Source organism: Rhodococcoides navarretei (genome assembly GCF_038069675.1).
Classification (GTDB): domain Bacteria; phylum Actinomycetota; class Actinomycetes; order Mycobacteriales; family Mycobacteriaceae; genus Rhodococcoides; species Rhodococcoides navarretei.
This window is the reverse complement of record NZ_JBBPCN010000001.1, coordinates 4,518,422-4,534,826: the sequence shown is the minus strand read 5'-3', so window position 1 is coordinate 4,534,826 and position 16,405 is coordinate 4,518,422. Positions and strand designations below refer to the sequence as shown.

Below are 16,405 nucleotides of genomic sequence, written 5' to 3'. Positions count from 1 at the left end.
CGCCCCTATCCCGAGATCCTGATGCCGGGATCGGATCCCCACATCGCAAGGGTCATCAAGGTATTGACGAAGATGACGACGATGATGCTGGTGCGAATGGCCTTGCCTGCCGCCACCCCGACACCCTCGGGGCCTCCGGTCGCGTAGTACCCGTAGTAGCACTGGATGATCGTCGTGAGAAGAACGAAGACAACAGCTTTGGTCACCGAGTACAGGACGTCCTGGACCGAGAGGAACGAATGGAAGTAGTGCAGGTACGTACCCGCGGATTGACCGCTCTGCACTCCGACCACGATCTGGGCGGTCAGGTAACTCGCGCTGAGGCCGAGGACGTAGAGCGGCAGAATCGCGATCACCGCAGCCATCATGCGGGTACTGACCAGATAGGCCAGAGGGTCGATCGCGAGTGACTCGAGCGCGTCGATCTCCTCACCGATGCGCATCGAACCGAGCTGCGCGGTGAATCGACAGCCGGCCTGAGCGGCGAAGCCGATCGCGGCGATCAGGGGTGCCAGTTCGCGAGTGGTGCCGAACGCGGACACTGCTCCGGTCAACGGGCCCATGCCGAGAAGGTTCAATGCGGTGTAGCCCTCGATGCCGACGGTGGCTCCGGCAAAAGCACCGAGGAGAACGATCACGCCGATAGTGCCGCCGCCGACGACAATGGCACCGTTTCCCCAGCTCACATCTGATAGCAGACGCCACAGCTCGGGTCGATGTCGACGCAGCGTGTACGGCATCGAGCCCACGGATCGGCTGAGGAACGTAGCTTGGTGGCCCAGTGTGGCCAGGGAGCGGGTGGGTGCAGCGACGACGGCGTTTGCCGCGCCGACGAGGGGGCGTAGCAGCGGCGGTGTGTAGCGAGTGGCCATGTCAGACCAACCGAGCCGGAAACACGATGGTGTAGAGCTGGGTGAACAGGACGTTGACCGCGAAGAGCAGGATCACCGAACTGACTACTGCCGCGTTGACCGAGTTGGCCACACCGCCGGGCCCACCGCGAGTGGTCAATCCCTTGTCGCAGGCCACTATTGCCACGATCGCGCCGAACACGACGGACTTGATCAGAGCCAGCACCAGATCGCCGATGGTGGCGAAGGCCGCGAACGTACCCAGATAGCTACCCGGTGTACCGGATTGGACGAAGACGTTGAACATGTAGCCGGTGATGAATCCTACGAAGCACACACTGCCGCAGAGCAATACACTGACCAACATCGCTGCGGCAAACCGTGGCACCACCAGCCGTTGCAACGGCGAGATCGCCATGACCTTCATCGCGTCGATCTCGTCTCGGATCGTACGAGAACCCAAGTCGGCGCACACCGCCGACCCGACCGCCCCGGCCATCAACAGCGCGGTCACCAACGGCGCACCCTGACGAATGATGCCGAGACCGTTCGCGGCACCGGCGAACGAGGTGGCACCGACCTGGCCTGCGATGGCACCGACCTGAACCGACACGATGACTCCGAAGGGGATCGCGACCAGCAAGGTCGGGATGACCGATGTGCTTGCCATGAACGCACATTGGCGGATGAACTCGGCGAAGGGAAACGTCCGGTGGACGATGTCCGAGGTCAGTGATCTCCCGGCCCTGACACCCATCCCCATCTGGCGACCGAAAGTGGAGACCGCGACAACGGGGTGCTGCCGAAGGTAATTCGAGGCCATCCGGCCCATCACGTTGGGCATCAGCGGTCGAACACCGCTCGGACCGTCTGGGACTCGGGCACCGACTGACATGCCAGGCGGACCCCGTGTTCCATCTCGTGCTCGTCGAGCGTCTCGTTCGCGAGCATCGTCACGGTGCCTTCGGTGAGCGTGTAGGCGCATCCGCCGCAGGTTCCTTCGCGGCAGACGTACGGCGCGTCGAGACCGAGTTCGAGGAGCCGGTCGAGCAGCTTCGTGTTCGCATTCCAGGTGAACTCGGTATCGATTCCGTCGATCTCGACCTGAGCGGTGACGGAGTTCGCATCCGGTTCCTCGGACGCCTGCGCGTCGCCGGCCCGGAACGGATTGGCGTCGAAGGAGGAGAACACCTCTCGATGTGTTCTGTGCGCCGTCGTACCGGTGCGGGCGAGCCACTCCTCGGCAACGTTCATGTACTGCGGAGGGCCGCACAGGAAGGCCTCGCACTCGGTCGGAACTGGTGCATCCAGCGAGGCCAGTCCGGCAGCGGTGGGTAGCCCCGAGTCCGAGGTGTACCAGTGGTGAACGTCGAGACGATCGGGAAAACGGGACTGCAGTTCGGTCAGTTGCTCCGCGAAAATCACCGAGTCGCGGTTCTGGTTGGCGTAGACCAGAGTGATCCGGTTCTCGTGCCGCAACAGAGCAGTTTTGATGATCGACATCATCGGGGTAATTCCACTGCCTGCGGCCAGAAGGACGAAGTCGGCGTCCCAGCTCTCGGGTCCGAACATGCCCGACGGCCTCAATGCCTTGAGCCTCATCCCGCGAACAGCATTGTCGTGCAACCAGTGTGACGCGACCCCATCCTGGAGTCGCTTCACGGTCACGGTGGGGTACGGGTCGCGGACCGGGGAGCTCGAGAAGGAGTAGCAGCGGGCAACCGATCCGCCGTCGGTGCAGGGGATCTCGAGAGTGAGAAATTGCCCGGGCTCGTACCGAAAGTGCGGTTCCCGGTGCTCGGGAACCGCAAAGCCGAGGGAGATCGCATCGTCGGTTTCGTGGGTCACCTCGGCGATCTCCAACTCGAAGATTCTGTCCTCATGATCGACGGCAGACGCATCGAGGTCTGCCGGTGCTGCGTTCCCGAACATCGTCACGTACTCCCTCCTTCCGTCTGGCTTCGTTGTGTCGGTCGTCACTCTTGCACACTGGACCACTAATTAATAGGCCATTGACAAATGGCGAATAGCGAGTGAAGGTGACGAGGTGACTTCCAGCACAAACCACGACTACCTGCCTCGCGGTGTCTTCGCAGCGGGTTCCCGACGAACTCGGCTGGCTGCCTTGATGACTCGACTGACTCTGCGTCCGATCACCAACCTGCTTCCGACGTCTCGAGGCGGCATCGAGTTCTCCCGACGCCTCGTCGCCACCTCGATGAACCTCTTCGGTCCCGTTCCGAAGGGGACGAGAGTGGACCTCGTCGCCGACGGCCCGGTGCGCGGGGAATGGGTGCGCGCGCACGGACTGGCCCCGGGGCCTCGGGTGATTCTCTACATCCACGGCAGTGCATACGTCATCTGTTCGGCACGGACCCATCGTGGCCTGACCGCGCGATTGTCCGGCTCTACCGGCCTGCCCGTGTTCACGGTCGACTACCGGTTGGCCCCGGAACACCCGTTTCCCGCTGCCGCCGACGACCTCGAAGCCGCCTACCGCTGGCTACTCGGCCAGGGGTACGACGCGGCGAACATCGTCATCGCCGGGGACTCCGCCGGCGGTCATCTCGCCGCCGACCTGCTCATCGAGAACGACCGGACCGGAACGCCGCAGCCCGGCGCGATGGTGTTGTTCTCGCCGCTGGTGGATCTCGACTTCGAGCTCTCGGCGCGGATGGAGCGCACGCGCAAGGATCCGATGATCTCGGCGAAGGCAGCGCGAGGACTCGTGGCGCTCTACACGGACGGTCACGACTCGAGCCTTCCGCGGTTGCGGCTCGATCTCGCCCGCATGCGCGATCTGCCACCCACGCTCATCCAGGTGGGCGGAACCGAGATGCTGCGAGGCGATGCGCGACACCTGCACACGATGATCGAGGCGGCAGGCGGACGAAGCGAACTCGAGATCTGGCCCGATCAGATGCACGTGTTCCAGGCTCTCCCGCGGCTGATCCCTGAGGCCGCTCACGCGCTCGGACACGCCGCCGAGTTCATCACCCACGCGCTCGATAGCCAAGTAGTGCAATATGATTCGAAGGAACAGGTAGGTCGATGAGAAGCAAGACCGGAAAACCCTCGTACGGGTCGAGAGCGGTAGTGACCGGCGCAGGCAGTGGTATCGGCCGGGCCTTCGCCCTCGAGCTGGCTCGACGCGGAGGAGTCGTCATGTGCGCCGATATCTCGTTGCCGCGCGCACAGGAGACGGTAGCGATGGTGCAGGCACTGGGTGCCACCGGATACGCCGTCGAGTGCGATGTGTCGGTACGCGAGAACGTCGAGGAACTGGCGCTTCGTGCGGGCATCGAATTCGACGGACCCACCACGGTACTCATCAACAACGCAGGCGTCGGAATCGGTGGAAAGCCGGTCGGAGACATCGGCTTCGAGGACTGGAACTGGGCCTTGGGGATCAACCTGTGGGGCGTGATCCACGGCTGTGAGGCGTTCACTCCTGCGCTTCGAGCCGCCGGTGAGGGCGGAATAATCAATGTTGCATCCGCCGCAGGCTTTGCCGCAGCCCCGCTGATGGGTCCGTACAACGTCGGCAAGGCCGCAGTGATGAGCCTGTCGGAAACGATGGCGGCGGAATTGTCGGGTACCGGTGTGCGGATATCGGTTCTGTGCCCCACGTTCGTCAAGACCAACGTTGCCGTCGATGGCCGGATCACCGCGAGTTCGTCACGGCTGGCGGAGTTCGCGATGCGCTGGACCGGACGCTCACCGGACAAGATCGCTGCCCGAACACTCGATGCATTCGACAAGGGTCGGCTCTACGTCGTTCCCCAGTTCGACGCCAAGGCCGTCTGGCGATTCAAGAGACTGCTGCCCGCGGTGTACGTGCGTTTTCTCGGGTTGCTCAATCGTGTGATGCCCGCCGAGCAGGAGCCGGCGAAGAACGAATCCCTCACCTCGACAACTACAGGAGCCTGACATGGCAATGGATTTCGAAGACATGTTGACCAAGATCAAGGACCGTCAATGGGCCCTGGCCGATATCGACTGGGACGGTCCGGGTGCGGAGACGATCAGCCCGGAACTGCACGCCAAGCTCAAGCCCTTCATGTCCGATCTGATGTGGATCGAGAACGTCGGCGCTCGGGGCTTCGCGGCCATGGCGCTCAAGGCCCCGAACGAGACGCTGGCAGAGATCTACCGCTACTTCCACGCCGAAGAACAGAAGCACGCCAATGCCGAGCTCGCTCTCATGCGACGCTGGGGCATGCTCGACGGCGACCAGATGCCCGAGCCCAACATCAACGTCAAGCTCGTCATCGACTGGCTCGACAAGCACTCGGACGGGCTGTCCCTGGCCGTGCTGGGAACCGTGATTCCCATGCTCGAGGTCGCGCTGGACGGTGCATTGGTCAAGTTCATCATGGACGAGATCGACGATCCGGTGTGTCAGGCAGTCTTCAAGAAGATCAACTCCGACGAATCACGGCATCTGGCAGTCGATTTCGCCGTGATCGAGCTTCTCGGGCATTCGCGGATGCGCAAGATTCTGGTCGATACCGTCGGGGCGTGGATGAATCCGGCACTGATCGTCGGCACGCTGCGGTACATCCCGCTGCTGAACAAGATGCGCGACAACATCGTCGAGATGGGTGTCGACGAAGAACGCCTCTACACCGCGATGAAAAGATTCCGCAGCGTGGGGCAGCGCAGTCCCGAGGCGCTACGAGTGCCGATGTATCGAATCGTGCAGTGGCACGGCAGCATCGTGATCAACCGTAAGCACCCGTACCACATTCTTGCGGACGGCCTGGTGAAGCTCACTCGCCGGTACCCGAGCAAGACTCTCAATTCCGAGCCCACCTGGGCCAAGGAACTGACCTACGAGCCCGTCGCATGAGCGAGTTCGATGTGCGCGAAGGGGTACTCGACGCGGTGATCGTCGGTGCGGGATTCGCCGGAATCGGTACCGCTATCCGACTGCGCAACAGCGGAATCGACAACTTCGTCATTCTCGAACGCGGCAGCGCGGTCGGTGGAACCTGGCGCGACAACACCTATCCGGGCGCAGCCTGCGACATACCGTCGAGGTTGTACTCGTACAGTTTCGCGCCCAATCCCAACTGGTCGCACACCTACTCCGGTAGCGGTGAGATTCTCGACTACATCCACACGATGGTCGGCGAGTTCGACATCGAATCTCGTATTCGATTCGGGCACAACGTCGTCGACATCATCTGGAACGAGGCGTCCGGGCATTGGCACCTGAGCATCGACGGGCACGCCGATGTTCGGGCGCGCACTGTGGTGATGGCGTCGGGTCCACTTGCCAATGCGAGCCTGCCGAACATTCGCGGCATCGACACCTACGAGGGGCACAAGATCCACAGTGCTCGGTGGGACCACGACTACGACTTCGAGGGTAAGAAGGTCGCCGTCGTCGGAACCGGAGCGAGCGCTGTGCAGATCGTTCCCGAACTGGTGAAGATCGCCGATACGGTCAAGGTCTTCCAACGTACCCCGGGTTGGACGCTGCCCCGAGTCAATCGAAAGACGCAGGCCGGCACCAAGCGTCGTTATGCGCGATACCCCAAGACGCAGACACTGGCGCGTTCGTTGTGGTTCTGGGGCCACGAGTCCGTGGCCCTCGGCGTAGTGTGGAAGACGCCGTTGACGCGCATCGTCGAACTGGTCGGACGCGCCCACCTGCGTTCTCAGGTTCGCGATCCGTGGCTGCGCCGTCAGTTGACCCCCCGCTTTCGGGCCGGCTGCAAGCGACTGTTGATGACCAGCGACTACTACCCGGCCTTGCAGAAGCCCAACTGCACGTTGGTGACCTGGCCGATCGCGACGCTCTCGCCCAAGGGCATTCGAACCGTGGAAGGCATCGAGCATCAGTTCGACGCCATCGTGTTCGCCACCGGGTTCGACGTGTCCAACACCGGGACCCCCATACCGATCACCGGACGTGACAGCCGCGTGCTGGCCGACGAATGGAGCGCAGGGGCCAAGGCGTACAAGAGTATTGCGGTGTCGGGTTACCCGAACATGTACTTCACGTTCGGTCCGAACTCCGGCCCTGGACACAGTTCGGCGCTGGTGTACATGGAGGCGCAGATCGACTACATCGTCGAGGCGATCTCCCTGGTGCTCGAGGGAAATCTGCACAGCGCCGACGTGCGCCAGGACGTCCAGGATGCCTACAACGAGGACATGCAGCGCAAACTGGCCAAGACGACCTGGAATTCCGGTTGCAGCAGTTGGTATCTCACCGAGGATGGCTTCAACGCCACCATGTTCCCCGGTTTCGCCACCCAGTACGTCAACCAACTCAGAGGTGTCGAACAGGGCGACTTCACCATGGTTCCGCGTCGCGTCGACCTGCCGCGGGAACCCGCACGGGCCGTCGCCCACTCCTGAATTACACGAAAGAAGCGACCATGGGATTTCTCCCCAAGAACCCGGCCGATCTGATCGGCCGCGCAGACAAGGCGCTCGGCAATGTCGACGACGTGCTCGGCCGTGTCGACGGAACTCTCGACGAGGTGGCCGTGACGTTGGCGAGAGTGCAGGAAGTCCTGACCATGCTCGACGCCAAACTGAGTGCGCTCGATCTGGTCGAGACGATGGCGCACCAAGTGAACGCATTGCACGAGAGCACGCTTCCGTTGCGATGACGTTCGTGTCCGGGTCCCCCTTCCGCCGCGTGGTCGACGTATATCCTGAGGGTCGACGCGCGGCGGAGGTAGGGAGCTCGGTGGAGTATCGAATCGACGACTTGGCCCGAGAGGCCAAGACGACCACCCGCAACGTGCGGGCGTACCAGGAACGCGGACTGCTGCCGCCGCCCACTCTCCGCGGGCGCGTCGGTATCTACGACGACGATCACCTGACTCGACTCAAGGTGATCGACTCGCTGTTGCAACGAGGGTTCACCTCGGCACACATCGCGGATTTCCTCTCGGGCTGGGAGCAGGGCAAGGACCTGGAAGAAATCCTGGGCCTGCAGGAAATCGTGACCCGCAAGTGGTCGTCGGCCGAGACCACGGTCATTCCCGTCGAACTGATCGCTCAATTTCTCGGTGAGGACAACGACGCCATCGTTGCCCGACTCATCGAAGCAAAACTGATCAGGATCGACGGTGACCAGTGCGAGATTCTCGATCCGACACTTCTCGAGGTCTTTCTCGATCTGAGCCAGTACGGCTTCACGTTGGAGCAGCTGCTCGACCAGCACGAGAGGACCGCGTCGAAGATGAACGCGATCGCCGAGTCGATGGTGGGGAGCGTGACCGACCACCTGATCGCGCAACACGGTCCGGGTTGGCTCCCCAAGTCGGGAGAGGTGGCCGAAACAACCGAGATGTTCGAGAAGATGCGCAGCCTGGCGATGAAATCTGCGCAGGCAGAGCTGGCCCGCGCCCTCGATCGGGTCCAGGAACAGGCACTGAGTGACTATCTGTCACAGACGTTGTCGAGGCAGAACGAGTAGTCGCGGTTTGAAGACTGCGACAATCGGACATACCTGACTCTCGACAGCCGAACGGCGGCTGACCGCCTAAGGGGGCACCATGAGGTTCGTAACACTGATCGTTCTCGTCTGGCTGATCGTCGGCGCATTCGCGTCGTACCAGCGTGGATATTTCGAGAGCGCTCCGGAGAACTGCGGCGGAGCGGGCACCATCGCTCTCACTGTCGTCGCAGGACCGCTCAACTACTTCGGCGTCAACCCCGAGGTCACGGACTGCAACGTCAACGTGCCTCAGCCGAGTGAGTGATACGAGTCTCTGACCGCGCGCCCGCAGTGCACCTTCCCTAACCTGGTGAGGTGTTCCGTGGACGCTTGTTGCTGTTTCTCGCCTTCGCGATCCCTGTTGTCCTGGTCTCGCTCATCGGCGTCGGCGGCTACGTCGCGTTCACCAAGGCTCGCGTCGATCCTCTGACCTCGGCCGACGCCATCGTCGTACTGGGTGGTGAGCACGACGGCCGCGAGGCGTACGGAATCTCGCTCGCCGAGCAAGGTCTCGCAAACACGGTTGTGCTCTCCGATCCCTACGGATCCGCCGATCCGACGATGAAGAAAGCGTGCGCGACGTCCTCGCCGCAGTTCGAGGTTCTCTGCATTCCGCCGGTGCCCTCGACCACACGGGGAGAGGCGATCTTCACCCAGGAACTCGCCCGCGAACGCGGATGGAACCACGTCATCGTCGTCACGTGGCGCTACCACTTACCTCGCGCCCGCTACATCTTCGATCAATGCTTCGACGGCACCGTCACCATGCGTCCGACGCCACGGGCCTACGACTTCTCCCTCGTCGAATGGGAATTCACGTATCTCTATCAAATCGCGGGATTCGTCAAGGCCGGAGTGCAGGGGCCGTGCGAGGACTCGGCGAGCGACTGACGGAGCCGAGTCAGAAAATCTTGTGATAGAGCGTGATGCCGGACTTCCACGCCAGGAATCCGAACATCACCGCAGCGATACCACCCACCATGTTCGCAGTGAAGAACGTTGCAGCGCTGCGGTACTGCTGCTTGCGGGTGAGCCGAAGCGTAGCCAGTACCACCGTGGCCAACGGAGCCACCGACGCCAGAAATCCGATGCCCACGAGCGAACGAAACCGGTCCGGTGGATCGAGAGCGAACACCAACCCCAACGCCGCGCACGCCACGAGATTGAGTGCGGACAACCGTCGCCTGGACCTGATCGCGTACGAGAACACGAACTGCCCGAGCGCAGCGAGCCCGCCTCCGGCGGCCACCAGGAGCATGGTCGTCATCGGATGCTGCTCGGCCTCGGCTTGGTGATCGCGGCTCCGAGCGCCATCGCGATCAGGGCCACGACCGGAGTCCCCAGCAGATACAGCACCGAATTCCACGCCCCGCGATGCGTCACCGCCTGAAACGCGTACAGGCCGAACGTGGTGAAACCGCACGCCAGGCCGAATACTCCTGCACGAGCAACCGGAGCGGGTCGGCTCCAGAGGTAGCCGAGCGCCGCCCCGACGACGAGACATCCGAACACGTTGACTCCGAACGTGCTCATCAACTGCCACCTCGGCGTCGCCCGCCACGTCCAGACCTCGTATCGCAGCGCCGCACCGACCGCGCCGCCGACCGTGACCGCGACGTACTCGCCGACCGAACGACGGCGGTCCGCGTCTTGCAGTCCTTCGATCATCGAAGCGAGCCTAATGGGAGTGCGGCAACTCGGCTGAGCGGAAGAAAGTCGGCCAAGGTGGGCCGGGGTAAAGTCTTCGTGTGACTGCGGACGATATGGGCCCTGGGCCCCAGCACTTCGATGTGATGGTGGAATGGCGTGATCAGGACGTAGTTCTGGCCGTGTCCGGTGAATTGGATCTCGTGACGGCTCCTGATCTGTCCGAGTCCGTTGCGCTCGTGCTCGAGAAGTCGCCGACGGCGGTGGTGATCGATCTCAGTGATGTGGGATTTCTCGCGTCCGCCGGAATGTCTCTGTTGGCGTCGACGCATCAGCAACTGGGTGGATCGGCCGGGTTTGCGGTGGTCGCGGACGGTCCGGCGACCGGTCGTCCCCTCACTCTCGTCGGTCTGGACGAGGTCTTCGGGATCTATGCTTCGGTAGACGAAGCATTCGTTGCGCTTCATGCGGGTAGATCCTGAACTTTTGGGTAGACGGGATTCATGATGGCGACTCTCTCCGGGGGTGACGACTCACGTACCGACAGTTCGATCTCGACGGCAGGTGCGCGAATGGAAGAACTGCTGTTCACCGACGAGCCCGCCGACGCGGATCGAGCGTCGGAGCTTCGTCGTGAGCTCGGTGATTGGCTGAACGGGGTGGGCATCGACGCCGATCGTGCGTACGACGTGGTGCTGGCCACCTACGAGGCCATAGCGAACAGCGTCGAGCACGCATATCGCGATCACACCGACCGCGGAACTCTCGACATTCGGGTGTCGTGTGCCGCGGAGGGGCGAATCGACGTGCGTGTGACCGATCGCGGGGATTGGGCATCGCACAACTCCGATCCCAATCGCGGGCGTGGTGTGCCGCTGATGCGGGCGCTTGCCGACAGCGCCGCAGTCACCTCGGACCAGAACGGTACGACCGTGCACATGATCTGGGACGCGGTCTAGGCCGACCGCCCTGACCTCCCTTTCCGGCACACTGGTGCCATGGTCGACGTGCAGCTCGCTACGGCGGAGAAGAAGAAGATAACTGTCCCGAATCTGCGGGTGCTGTGGCAGTTCGTTCGGCCGCATCGTAGGACACTGTCGCTGGGCCTGACTCTCGGCCTGATCGGAACCGGAGCCGCTCTGGCGACGCCGATGGTCGCCAAAGGAGTGCTCGACGGCCTCGGCACCGACGCGTCCCTGATACAGCCGGTGCTGATTCTGGTGGGTCTGCTGGTGGTGGGATCGCTGGTTCTGTATCTGCAGTGGATCGTGCTGGGAGTGTTGGCCGAACGCGTGGTGCTGGACGCCCGCAAAACCATCGTGCGCAAGTACTTCGGTGCCACGGTGGGAAGTCTGGGCACTCGTCCCACCGGAGAACTCGTCACTCGGGTCACCTCCGACACCGTTCTGCTGCGCGAGGCCACGTCGAATGCGTTGGTGGCGATCGTCAACAGTGTCGTCGGCCTCGTCGGTGCACTGATTCTCATGGCCGTGCTCGATCTGGTGCTGCTCGGCGCGATCGCCTCGGCGATCATTGCGATCGCGGTGTTGTTCGCGCGTCTGATGCCTCCTATCGCCGTCGCCCAGCGGCAATCCCAGGAAGCGGTGGGCCGCCTCGGCGGAATTCTCGACGGCACTCTGCGGGCGATCCGTACTGTCAAGTCCAGCAGAGCCGAGGCCCGCGAATCGGAGCGAGTCATCGCTGAGGCGCGCATCTCCGCCCAGCACAGCGTGCGGGCGGTCAAGATCTCCGCGCTGGCATGGACGTTCGCCGGGGGTGGAGTGCAGCTGGCGATCATCGGAATCCTCGGTCTCGGCGGATACCGCGTCAGCACCGGGGCGCTGGCCGTGTCGAGTCTGATCGCTTTTCTGCTGTACGCATTCCAGGTGATGGGGCCGGTGTCCACGCTGGCCACGAACATCACCGCGTTGCAGGCCGGAATGGCCGCAGCCGCTCGTATCCGCCAGATCGACGACCTGGTCACCGAAAAGGGTGAGACGGGTTCTGCGCAGTCGGTGAGGACCGACGCGCCTGCCCCGGCTCTCGAATTCCGCAGCGTCACAGCCCGATACGCACCGGGTAGGGAGCCGGCCGTGCGCGGTATCGATTTCCAGGTGCCTGCGCGTGGGCACACCGCGATCGTCGGGCCGTCGGGCGCAGGCAAGACCAGTGTCTTCTCGCTGATCCTGCGTTTCCTGACGCCGGAGGCCGGCGAGATCAGGCTCGGCGGAACCCCGTACGACGAGCTGACGATCGACGAGGTTCGAGCCCGGTTGTCGTACGTGGAGCAGGAGACGCCGGTGATCCCCGGCTCGGTCCGTGAGAACCTGCTCTTCAGCCACCCCGAGGCCAGCGAGGCCGACATCTGGGCGGCGCTCGAGTCCGTTCGACTCGATTCGACCATCCGTGCGCTCGACGAGGGACTCGACACCGACCTGATCGGATCGACCATATCCGGTGGGCAACGGCAACGAATTGCGTTGGCCAGAGCCATCGTTCGACGCCCTCAGATTCTGCTGCTGGACGAGGCGACAGCTCAGGTCGACGGCCGTACGGAGGCGGCCATCCACGAGGTGATCCGATCGATCGCGTCCGACGCCGCCGTCGTGACCATCGCGCACCGGTTGTCCACCGTGCTCGACGCCGACACCATCCTCGTGATGGAGGACGGAGTGGTCCGCGCCAGGGGCACCCACGAGGAACTCATCGAGACCGACTCGCTCTACCGAGAGCTGGTGGCCGCGTTGAGAATCGGCGACAACACAGCGTTGAGCACACCCAGCTGAGCAGGCCCGGAGCCTACCGCCCCGAGTCGGACTCGTCCTCGGACTCGGTGGTGGTGCTCTCCTCGTCGGACTCGTCCTCGGACGTGGTGGTCGTCCGGTCCGAGGACGGGGTGCGGCGCGGGCTTCTCGTCGTCGTCTCGGATCGATCCGGCGTGGTCGTGGTTGGGCGAGCGGTGGTGGGTGGTGCCACCTGCCAGGTGGGGGAGGGCGGCACGATGACGATCGTCGAACTCGGCGTCATCTCTACCGAACTGAGCTCGTCCGATCTCAGAGCCGGTGGACGCACCGTCTCACTCGTGTCGTCGAACGCGCCACCGAGCGCGCCGATGGTCAGTCCGACAGCGACGGCCACCCCAGCGCTCGCTACTGCTGCCAACGCGATGACCTTGTCGCGCATGCACAGACCCTAACGCCGTGGCCGAACCCGGATGGTCGGCAATGATGCGAGAACGTTACCTCAGCGAGGGACGCGGTGAGGGATGGGCGTTCACTGCGGTGACAACCGCAGAACAGCGGGCAGCGTCTCCGCGATCAGCTCCCCGGCATGCTCGTAGACCGACGGATCGCGGCGGTACGGATCGCCGATGTCGAGTGTGTCGATTCGATGTACGGCCCGCGCGTCGGCGAGTGCCGCAACGGAGTGCGCACCGGACGCGGCGGCCAGGCCGGATGCCTCGAGCAGTGTGAAGGTGCGACGCATCTGCCGCGGTGCGAGTGCCAGAACGGCGTCACGGTGTGCCGCGGTCATCGTCAGCACCAGGTCGGCGTCGGTAGCGATGGCAGGCGTGAGGCGTCGGGCGACGAAACCGTCGGGATCGCCGCCGAGCTGCATCAGCACCGTCGCTGCCGTCGGGTCCATGGGGTGTCCGGTCAAGCCCTGCGTTCCCGCGCTGGACGCGGTCAGCTCGAATCCGCCCTCGTGAGCGAACGCGGCCGCGAGGCGCTCCGCTGTGGGCGATCGGCAGATGTTCCCGGTGCAGACGAACAGAACGCGCATGATCGCAACTGTAGTGGTGTGGTCGGGTGCCGCACCGTGCTCCGAGGGACGCGCTACAGTGAGCCATTGGCAGGGGGGATCGAGACCGGTTCGTGACATCGAGTCTCGGCGTGTGTTCACGGGGAAGTCGACCGAAGGCGGGTAATGACCGAAGTTCTCGGTGTGTCGGTGGGGGCCAGCGCAGTGCGCATGGCCCGTCCCGACGCGCGCCCTCAGAATTCGGGTCGCCTCGATTTTCACCACGACACCGTCGATGCCTACTGGGATCGCGCCGAGGAATTGGCCGCCGAGTCGATCGGGGTCGTGCTCTCGCAGCCCGGTGACGGTGGGCCGGTGCAGGCGACCGGCGTTGCGTACCGAGACCAGCAGCAGTTCGGTGAGATTCAGCAGGCGATGGCGAGCCAGCGGCTCTACAACTATCGACTGGTTCCCGAGGCGCGTGCGGCATTGCAATACCTGGAGGCCTCGGGTGAGCTGGGACATTTCGGCACCATTGCTCTCTACGATCTCGGCAGCTCCGGGCTGACGATCAGCGTGATCGACCGCGGCACCGGGCAGGTTCTGCTCGCCGAACGCACCATCGACATCAGCGGTGACGACTTCGATCGGCTCATCTCGGACAACCAGCTCGCCAAGCAGGGCGTCGACATTGCCGACAACCAAGAACTGAGTGCATTCACCGCGCGGTGCCGCGTGGCCAAGGAGCAGCTCTCGACCAGCGGTGCCGTGTGCCTGCCCGGCGACGGCGGCGTGATCCTGATCTCGCGCGAGGCATTCGAATCTCTGGTGACCGTTCCGATCGAGTACTCGGCGCGGTTGGTGCGTGACGTGATCGGGCGTTCACCCAAGCACGTCGACGCGCTATTCCTCATCGGCGGCGGCGCACGCATTCCGCTGGTGGAATCGATTCTCGGTGCGTGGATCGGTCTCCCGGTCGTCACGCCGGCAGACCCGGAATCGGTGGCTGCCCGCGGGGCGGCACTTCTGGCGACTCCCGTGGCCGACGCACCGCGTCGACCGGCACCGCAGTCCGGGATTCGGCAGTCTTCCTCCGATCCAGCGTCTCTGACCGGAGCTCCGGATTGGTTGAGTCCCGAGCCGGCTGCCGACAAGCCCGCCGACTCCAAGCGCAAAGTGCGTGGAGCGGTACTCGTCGCGGGTGGTCTCGTTGCCGTCGCGGCTCTGGGATTGTCTCTCGGGTACGGCGGTGGTTCGACCGAACCGACGAGCGCTCCAGCGGAAACGACTGCTCCGATCACGGCGGTGCCCACCACGCCGAGAACGACGGTCCCGCCCACCACTGCGCCGCCGACCACCACCGTGCCGCCCACAACCGAGGCCGCGCAGGCTCCGGCGCGCACCTACTCCGAGCCCGAGTACGTTCCGCCCGCTGCGCCCGCACCTGCTCCGCCGCCGCCGCTGATCCCCGGCCTTCCGCAGATTCAGCTGCCGCAGATCCAGTTGCCGCCGCCACCGGTCATCCAGTTGCCGCGTTTCTAGCCCGCTTTCGGCTCAGGGCAGCTGGACCTCGGCGAGAACCGCCAGGTGATCGCTCTCGGGGATTGCGAGTGGCTGGACCGACAGGGCACTGACGTTCTCGCTCGTCACCACATGATCCAGGCGTGCGAGCGGGCGCTCCGAAGGGAACGTGCGGAACAGGCCCGCGCCTGCTGCGTCGGCCGCGTCGGAGAACGGCGACGAGGCCAGGGTGCGGAACTGCCGGTGATCGTTGGTGGCGTTGAAATCGCCCGCCACGATGACGGTGCCCTGGTAGCTCTCCATGATCGATCGCATCCTGGCCAGGTCGGCGTCCCATTCGGTGGTGTGTCGCGGCGTGGCAGGCGACATGGCATGGAACGAGACGAGGGTCAGGTCCTGTCCGTCGACGGTGGTGCCGGCCTGCACCGGTACGAACCCGAAGTTGTCGAGTCGGGTGCCGTCGGTCAGCGGGGTACGGCTCCACAGCCCGGTGCCGTCGGCCACCGGGAGCGCGGCGGTGAAGGAGAACGGGAGTAGCTCGTCGATGCCCGCTGCCTGCAGCTCGGTCACTTCCTCGGGCGTCAGTTCCTGGACGGCGAGAATGTCGACGTCATTGCTGCGCACTGCGTCGACGATGGATGCTGCGTCGGCGTCGCCGTGCGCGACATTGATCGTCAGGACCGACAGTTCCGGTCCGGTGTTGTCCGGGCCGTCGGCGAGGAACATCGGGACCTGAACGCCGACGACGGCGACAGTGACCACCACGGCGACGGCAGATCCGAGACGGGAGCGTGCTGCGGCGAACAGGATCACGGCGAGGATCGAGGCGACGCCGAGGTACGGCGCTCCGACGACCAACGCGACAAAAGTGATCTCGGTCACACCGAACTGGCGGACGGCAAACATTCCGAGAGTGACCGCGACCAGGGTCCAGCCGATGACCAGCGCTGCGCTGCTGACGAAACGGCGCATTGCGCTCGTGCCTCCTGTTGCGTGCTCCCGAGTTGGGCATACGTGTGGCGGGTGTTGTCTACACTCGGCATGTGCCCAGCTCAGAGCCTCTGTGTAAGTGCAATCACGACCAAGCTGCGCACCGGCATTACCGGCGTGGAACCGACTGCTCGCTCTGTGATTGCCCGCGATTCCGGGGTCGGATGTCGCAGCTGCTGAAGTGGTGGCC

20 protein-coding genes are annotated in these 16,405 nt (G+C 64.1%); 12 read left to right on the top strand and 8 right to left on the bottom strand.

What is annotated here, in order from left to right; translation table 11 throughout:
- Positions 1 to 5: 5 nt before the first annotated feature.
- From AABD04_RS21395 to AABD04_RS21385, 3 genes are read right to left on the bottom strand one after another with little or no spacing between them, the layout of a single operon-like run.
- Positions 6 to 872 carry an MlaE family ABC transporter permease gene (locus AABD04_RS21395; RefSeq protein ID WP_341442365.1) on the bottom strand — a complete coding sequence of 289 codons (867 nt, stop codon included), beginning with the start codon at positions 870 to 872 and terminating at the stop codon, positions 6 to 8.
- 1 nt (position 873) lies between these two features.
- Positions 874 to 1,695: an MlaE family ABC transporter permease gene (locus AABD04_RS21390; RefSeq protein ID WP_423228172.1), complete on the bottom strand. Its 822-nt coding sequence runs from the start codon at positions 1,693 to 1,695 to the stop codon at positions 874 to 876.
- Positions 1,695 to 2,783, bottom strand: coding sequence for a ferredoxin--NADP reductase (locus AABD04_RS21385; RefSeq protein WP_341443106.1), 1,089 nt, complete (start codon positions 2,781 to 2,783; stop codon positions 1,695 to 1,697). The genes AABD04_RS21390 and AABD04_RS21385 overlap by 1 nt, the downstream gene beginning before the upstream one ends.
- Positions 2,784 to 2,898: 115 nt before the next feature.
- On the opposite strand from AABD04_RS21385, the gene AABD04_RS21380 reads away from it, so the two are divergent.
- From AABD04_RS21380 to AABD04_RS21345, 8 genes are all read left to right on the top strand, one after another.
- A complete protein-coding gene (locus AABD04_RS21380; protein ID WP_341442364.1) occupies positions 2,899 to 3,906 on the top strand; it encodes an alpha/beta hydrolase in 1,008 nt (335 codons plus the stop codon).
- Positions 3,903 to 4,781, top strand: a complete 879-nt coding sequence (locus AABD04_RS21375; RefSeq protein WP_341442362.1) for an SDR family NAD(P)-dependent oxidoreductase — start codon at positions 3,903 to 3,905, stop codon at positions 4,779 to 4,781. Before AABD04_RS21380 ends, AABD04_RS21375 begins: the two co-directional genes overlap by 4 nt.
- Position 4,782: 1 nt before the next feature.
- Positions 4,783 to 5,703: a ferritin-like domain-containing protein gene (locus AABD04_RS21370; protein ID WP_341442361.1), complete on the top strand. Its 921-nt coding sequence runs from the start codon at positions 4,783 to 4,785 to the stop codon at positions 5,701 to 5,703.
- Positions 5,700 to 7,223, top strand: a complete 1,524-nt coding sequence (locus tag AABD04_RS21365) for a flavin-containing monooxygenase (RefSeq protein WP_341442360.1) — start codon at positions 5,700 to 5,702, stop codon at positions 7,221 to 7,223. The genes AABD04_RS21370 and AABD04_RS21365 overlap by 4 nt, the downstream gene beginning before the upstream one ends.
- 20 nt (positions 7,224 to 7,243) lie before the next feature.
- Entirely contained in the window at positions 7,244 to 7,480 is a 237-nt protein-coding gene (locus tag AABD04_RS21360; protein ID WP_335740602.1) for a hypothetical protein, read from the top strand.
- 80 nt (positions 7,481 to 7,560) lie between these two features.
- Positions 7,561 to 8,295, top strand: coding sequence for a MerR family transcriptional regulator (locus AABD04_RS21355; RefSeq protein ID WP_341442359.1), 735 nt, complete (start codon positions 7,561 to 7,563; stop codon positions 8,293 to 8,295).
- Between the two features lie 79 nt (positions 8,296 to 8,374).
- A complete protein-coding gene (locus AABD04_RS21350) occupies positions 8,375 to 8,581 on the top strand; it encodes a hypothetical protein (protein ID WP_243596747.1) in 207 nt (68 codons plus the stop codon).
- A gap of 50 nt (positions 8,582 to 8,631) precedes the next feature.
- Positions 8,632 to 9,207, top strand: coding sequence for a YdcF family protein (locus AABD04_RS21345; protein WP_341442358.1), 576 nt, complete (start codon positions 8,632 to 8,634; stop codon positions 9,205 to 9,207).
- 10 nt (positions 9,208 to 9,217) lie between these two features.
- Here AABD04_RS21345 and AABD04_RS21340 read toward each other — a convergent pair whose 3' ends face one another.
- A complete protein-coding gene (locus tag AABD04_RS21340) occupies positions 9,218 to 9,583 on the bottom strand; it encodes a CrcB family protein (protein ID WP_243596745.1) in 366 nt (121 codons plus the stop codon).
- Entirely contained in the window at positions 9,580 to 9,984 is a 405-nt protein-coding gene (locus AABD04_RS21335; RefSeq protein WP_243596744.1) for a fluoride efflux transporter FluC, read from the bottom strand. Before AABD04_RS21335 ends, AABD04_RS21340 begins: the two co-directional genes overlap by 4 nt.
- An 80-nt stretch (positions 9,985 to 10,064) precedes the next feature.
- Between AABD04_RS21335 and AABD04_RS21330 the strand changes: the two genes are divergently transcribed.
- From AABD04_RS21330 to AABD04_RS21320, 3 genes are read left to right on the top strand one after another with little or no spacing between them, the layout of a single operon-like run.
- Positions 10,065 to 10,445: an STAS domain-containing protein gene (locus tag AABD04_RS21330; protein ID WP_374230340.1), complete on the top strand. Its 381-nt coding sequence runs from the start codon at positions 10,065 to 10,067 to the stop codon at positions 10,443 to 10,445.
- Positions 10,446 to 10,466: 21 nt separating this feature from the next.
- The gene (locus AABD04_RS21325) at positions 10,467 to 10,922 is read left to right on the top strand and encodes an ATP-binding protein (RefSeq protein WP_243596743.1); all 456 of its coding nucleotides are present in this window, start codon (positions 10,467 to 10,469) and stop codon (positions 10,920 to 10,922) included.
- 39 nt (positions 10,923 to 10,961) lie between these two features.
- A complete protein-coding gene (locus tag AABD04_RS21320) occupies positions 10,962 to 12,749 on the top strand; it encodes an ABC transporter ATP-binding protein (RefSeq protein WP_341442357.1) in 1,788 nt (595 codons plus the stop codon).
- Between the two features lie 13 nt (positions 12,750 to 12,762).
- Here AABD04_RS21320 and AABD04_RS21315 read toward each other — a convergent pair whose 3' ends face one another.
- Positions 12,763 to 13,146: a hypothetical protein gene (locus AABD04_RS21315; RefSeq protein WP_243596741.1), complete on the bottom strand. Its 384-nt coding sequence runs from the start codon at positions 13,144 to 13,146 to the stop codon at positions 12,763 to 12,765.
- Positions 13,147 to 13,236: 90 nt separating this feature from the next.
- Positions 13,237 to 13,746, bottom strand: a complete 510-nt coding sequence (locus AABD04_RS21310) for an arsenate reductase/protein-tyrosine-phosphatase family protein (RefSeq protein WP_341442356.1) — start codon at positions 13,744 to 13,746, stop codon at positions 13,237 to 13,239.
- Positions 13,747 to 13,890: 144 nt separating this feature from the next.
- Between AABD04_RS21310 and AABD04_RS21305 the strand changes: the two genes are divergently transcribed.
- On the top strand, positions 13,891 to 15,246 hold the full coding sequence (locus AABD04_RS21305; RefSeq protein ID WP_341442355.1) for an Hsp70 family protein: 1,356 nt from the start codon (positions 13,891 to 13,893) through the stop codon (positions 15,244 to 15,246).
- A 12-nt stretch (positions 15,247 to 15,258) separates the two neighbouring features.
- Here AABD04_RS21305 and AABD04_RS21300 read toward each other — a convergent pair whose 3' ends face one another.
- Positions 15,259 to 16,197: an endonuclease/exonuclease/phosphatase family protein gene (locus tag AABD04_RS21300; protein ID WP_341442354.1), complete on the bottom strand. Its 939-nt coding sequence runs from the start codon at positions 16,195 to 16,197 to the stop codon at positions 15,259 to 15,261.
- Positions 16,198 to 16,405 lie beyond the last annotated feature (208 nt).

What these genes read in the sequence shown, in the direction of transcription:
- AABD04_RS21395 (WP_341442365.1), bottom strand. Translation starts at nt 872, where the DNA reads ATGGCCACTCGCTACACACCGCCGCTGCTACGCCCCCTCGTCGGCGCG.
- AABD04_RS21390 (WP_423228172.1), bottom strand. Translation starts at nt 1,695, where the DNA reads ATGCCCAACGTGATGGGCCGGATGGCCTCGAATTACCTTCGGCAGCAC.
- AABD04_RS21385 (WP_341443106.1), bottom strand. Translation starts at nt 2,783, where the DNA reads ATGTTCGGGAACGCAGCACCGGCAGACCTCGATGCGTCTGCCGTCGAT.
- AABD04_RS21375 (WP_341442362.1), top strand. Translation starts at nt 3,903, where the DNA reads ATGAGAAGCAAGACCGGAAAACCCTCGTACGGGTCGAGAGCGGTAGTG.
- AABD04_RS21370 (WP_341442361.1), top strand. Translation starts at nt 4,783, where the DNA reads ATGGCAATGGATTTCGAAGACATGTTGACCAAGATCAAGGACCGTCAA.
- AABD04_RS21365 (WP_341442360.1), top strand. Translation starts at nt 5,700, where the DNA reads ATGAGCGAGTTCGATGTGCGCGAAGGGGTACTCGACGCGGTGATCGTC.
- AABD04_RS21360 (WP_335740602.1), top strand. Translation starts at nt 7,244, where the DNA reads ATGGGATTTCTCCCCAAGAACCCGGCCGATCTGATCGGCCGCGCAGAC.
- AABD04_RS21350 (WP_243596747.1), top strand. Translation starts at nt 8,375, where the DNA reads ATGAGGTTCGTAACACTGATCGTTCTCGTCTGGCTGATCGTCGGCGCA.
- AABD04_RS21340 (WP_243596745.1), bottom strand. Translation starts at nt 9,583, where the DNA reads ATGACGACCATGCTCCTGGTGGCCGCCGGAGGCGGGCTCGCTGCGCTC.
- AABD04_RS21335 (WP_243596744.1), bottom strand. Translation starts at nt 9,984, where the DNA reads ATGATCGAAGGACTGCAAGACGCGGACCGCCGTCGTTCGGTCGGCGAG.
- AABD04_RS21325 (WP_243596743.1), top strand. Translation starts at nt 10,467, where the DNA reads ATGATGGCGACTCTCTCCGGGGGTGACGACTCACGTACCGACAGTTCG.
- AABD04_RS21320 (WP_341442357.1), top strand. Translation starts at nt 10,962, where the DNA reads ATGGTCGACGTGCAGCTCGCTACGGCGGAGAAGAAGAAGATAACTGTC.
- AABD04_RS21315 (WP_243596741.1), bottom strand. Translation starts at nt 13,146, where the DNA reads ATGCGCGACAAGGTCATCGCGTTGGCAGCAGTAGCGAGCGCTGGGGTG.
- AABD04_RS21310 (WP_341442356.1), bottom strand. Translation starts at nt 13,746, where the DNA reads ATGCGCGTTCTGTTCGTCTGCACCGGGAACATCTGCCGATCGCCCACA.
- AABD04_RS21305 (WP_341442355.1), top strand. Translation starts at nt 13,891, where the DNA reads ATGACCGAAGTTCTCGGTGTGTCGGTGGGGGCCAGCGCAGTGCGCATG.
- AABD04_RS21300 (WP_341442354.1), bottom strand. Translation starts at nt 16,197, where the DNA reads ATGCGCCGTTTCGTCAGCAGCGCAGCGCTGGTCATCGGCTGGACCCTG.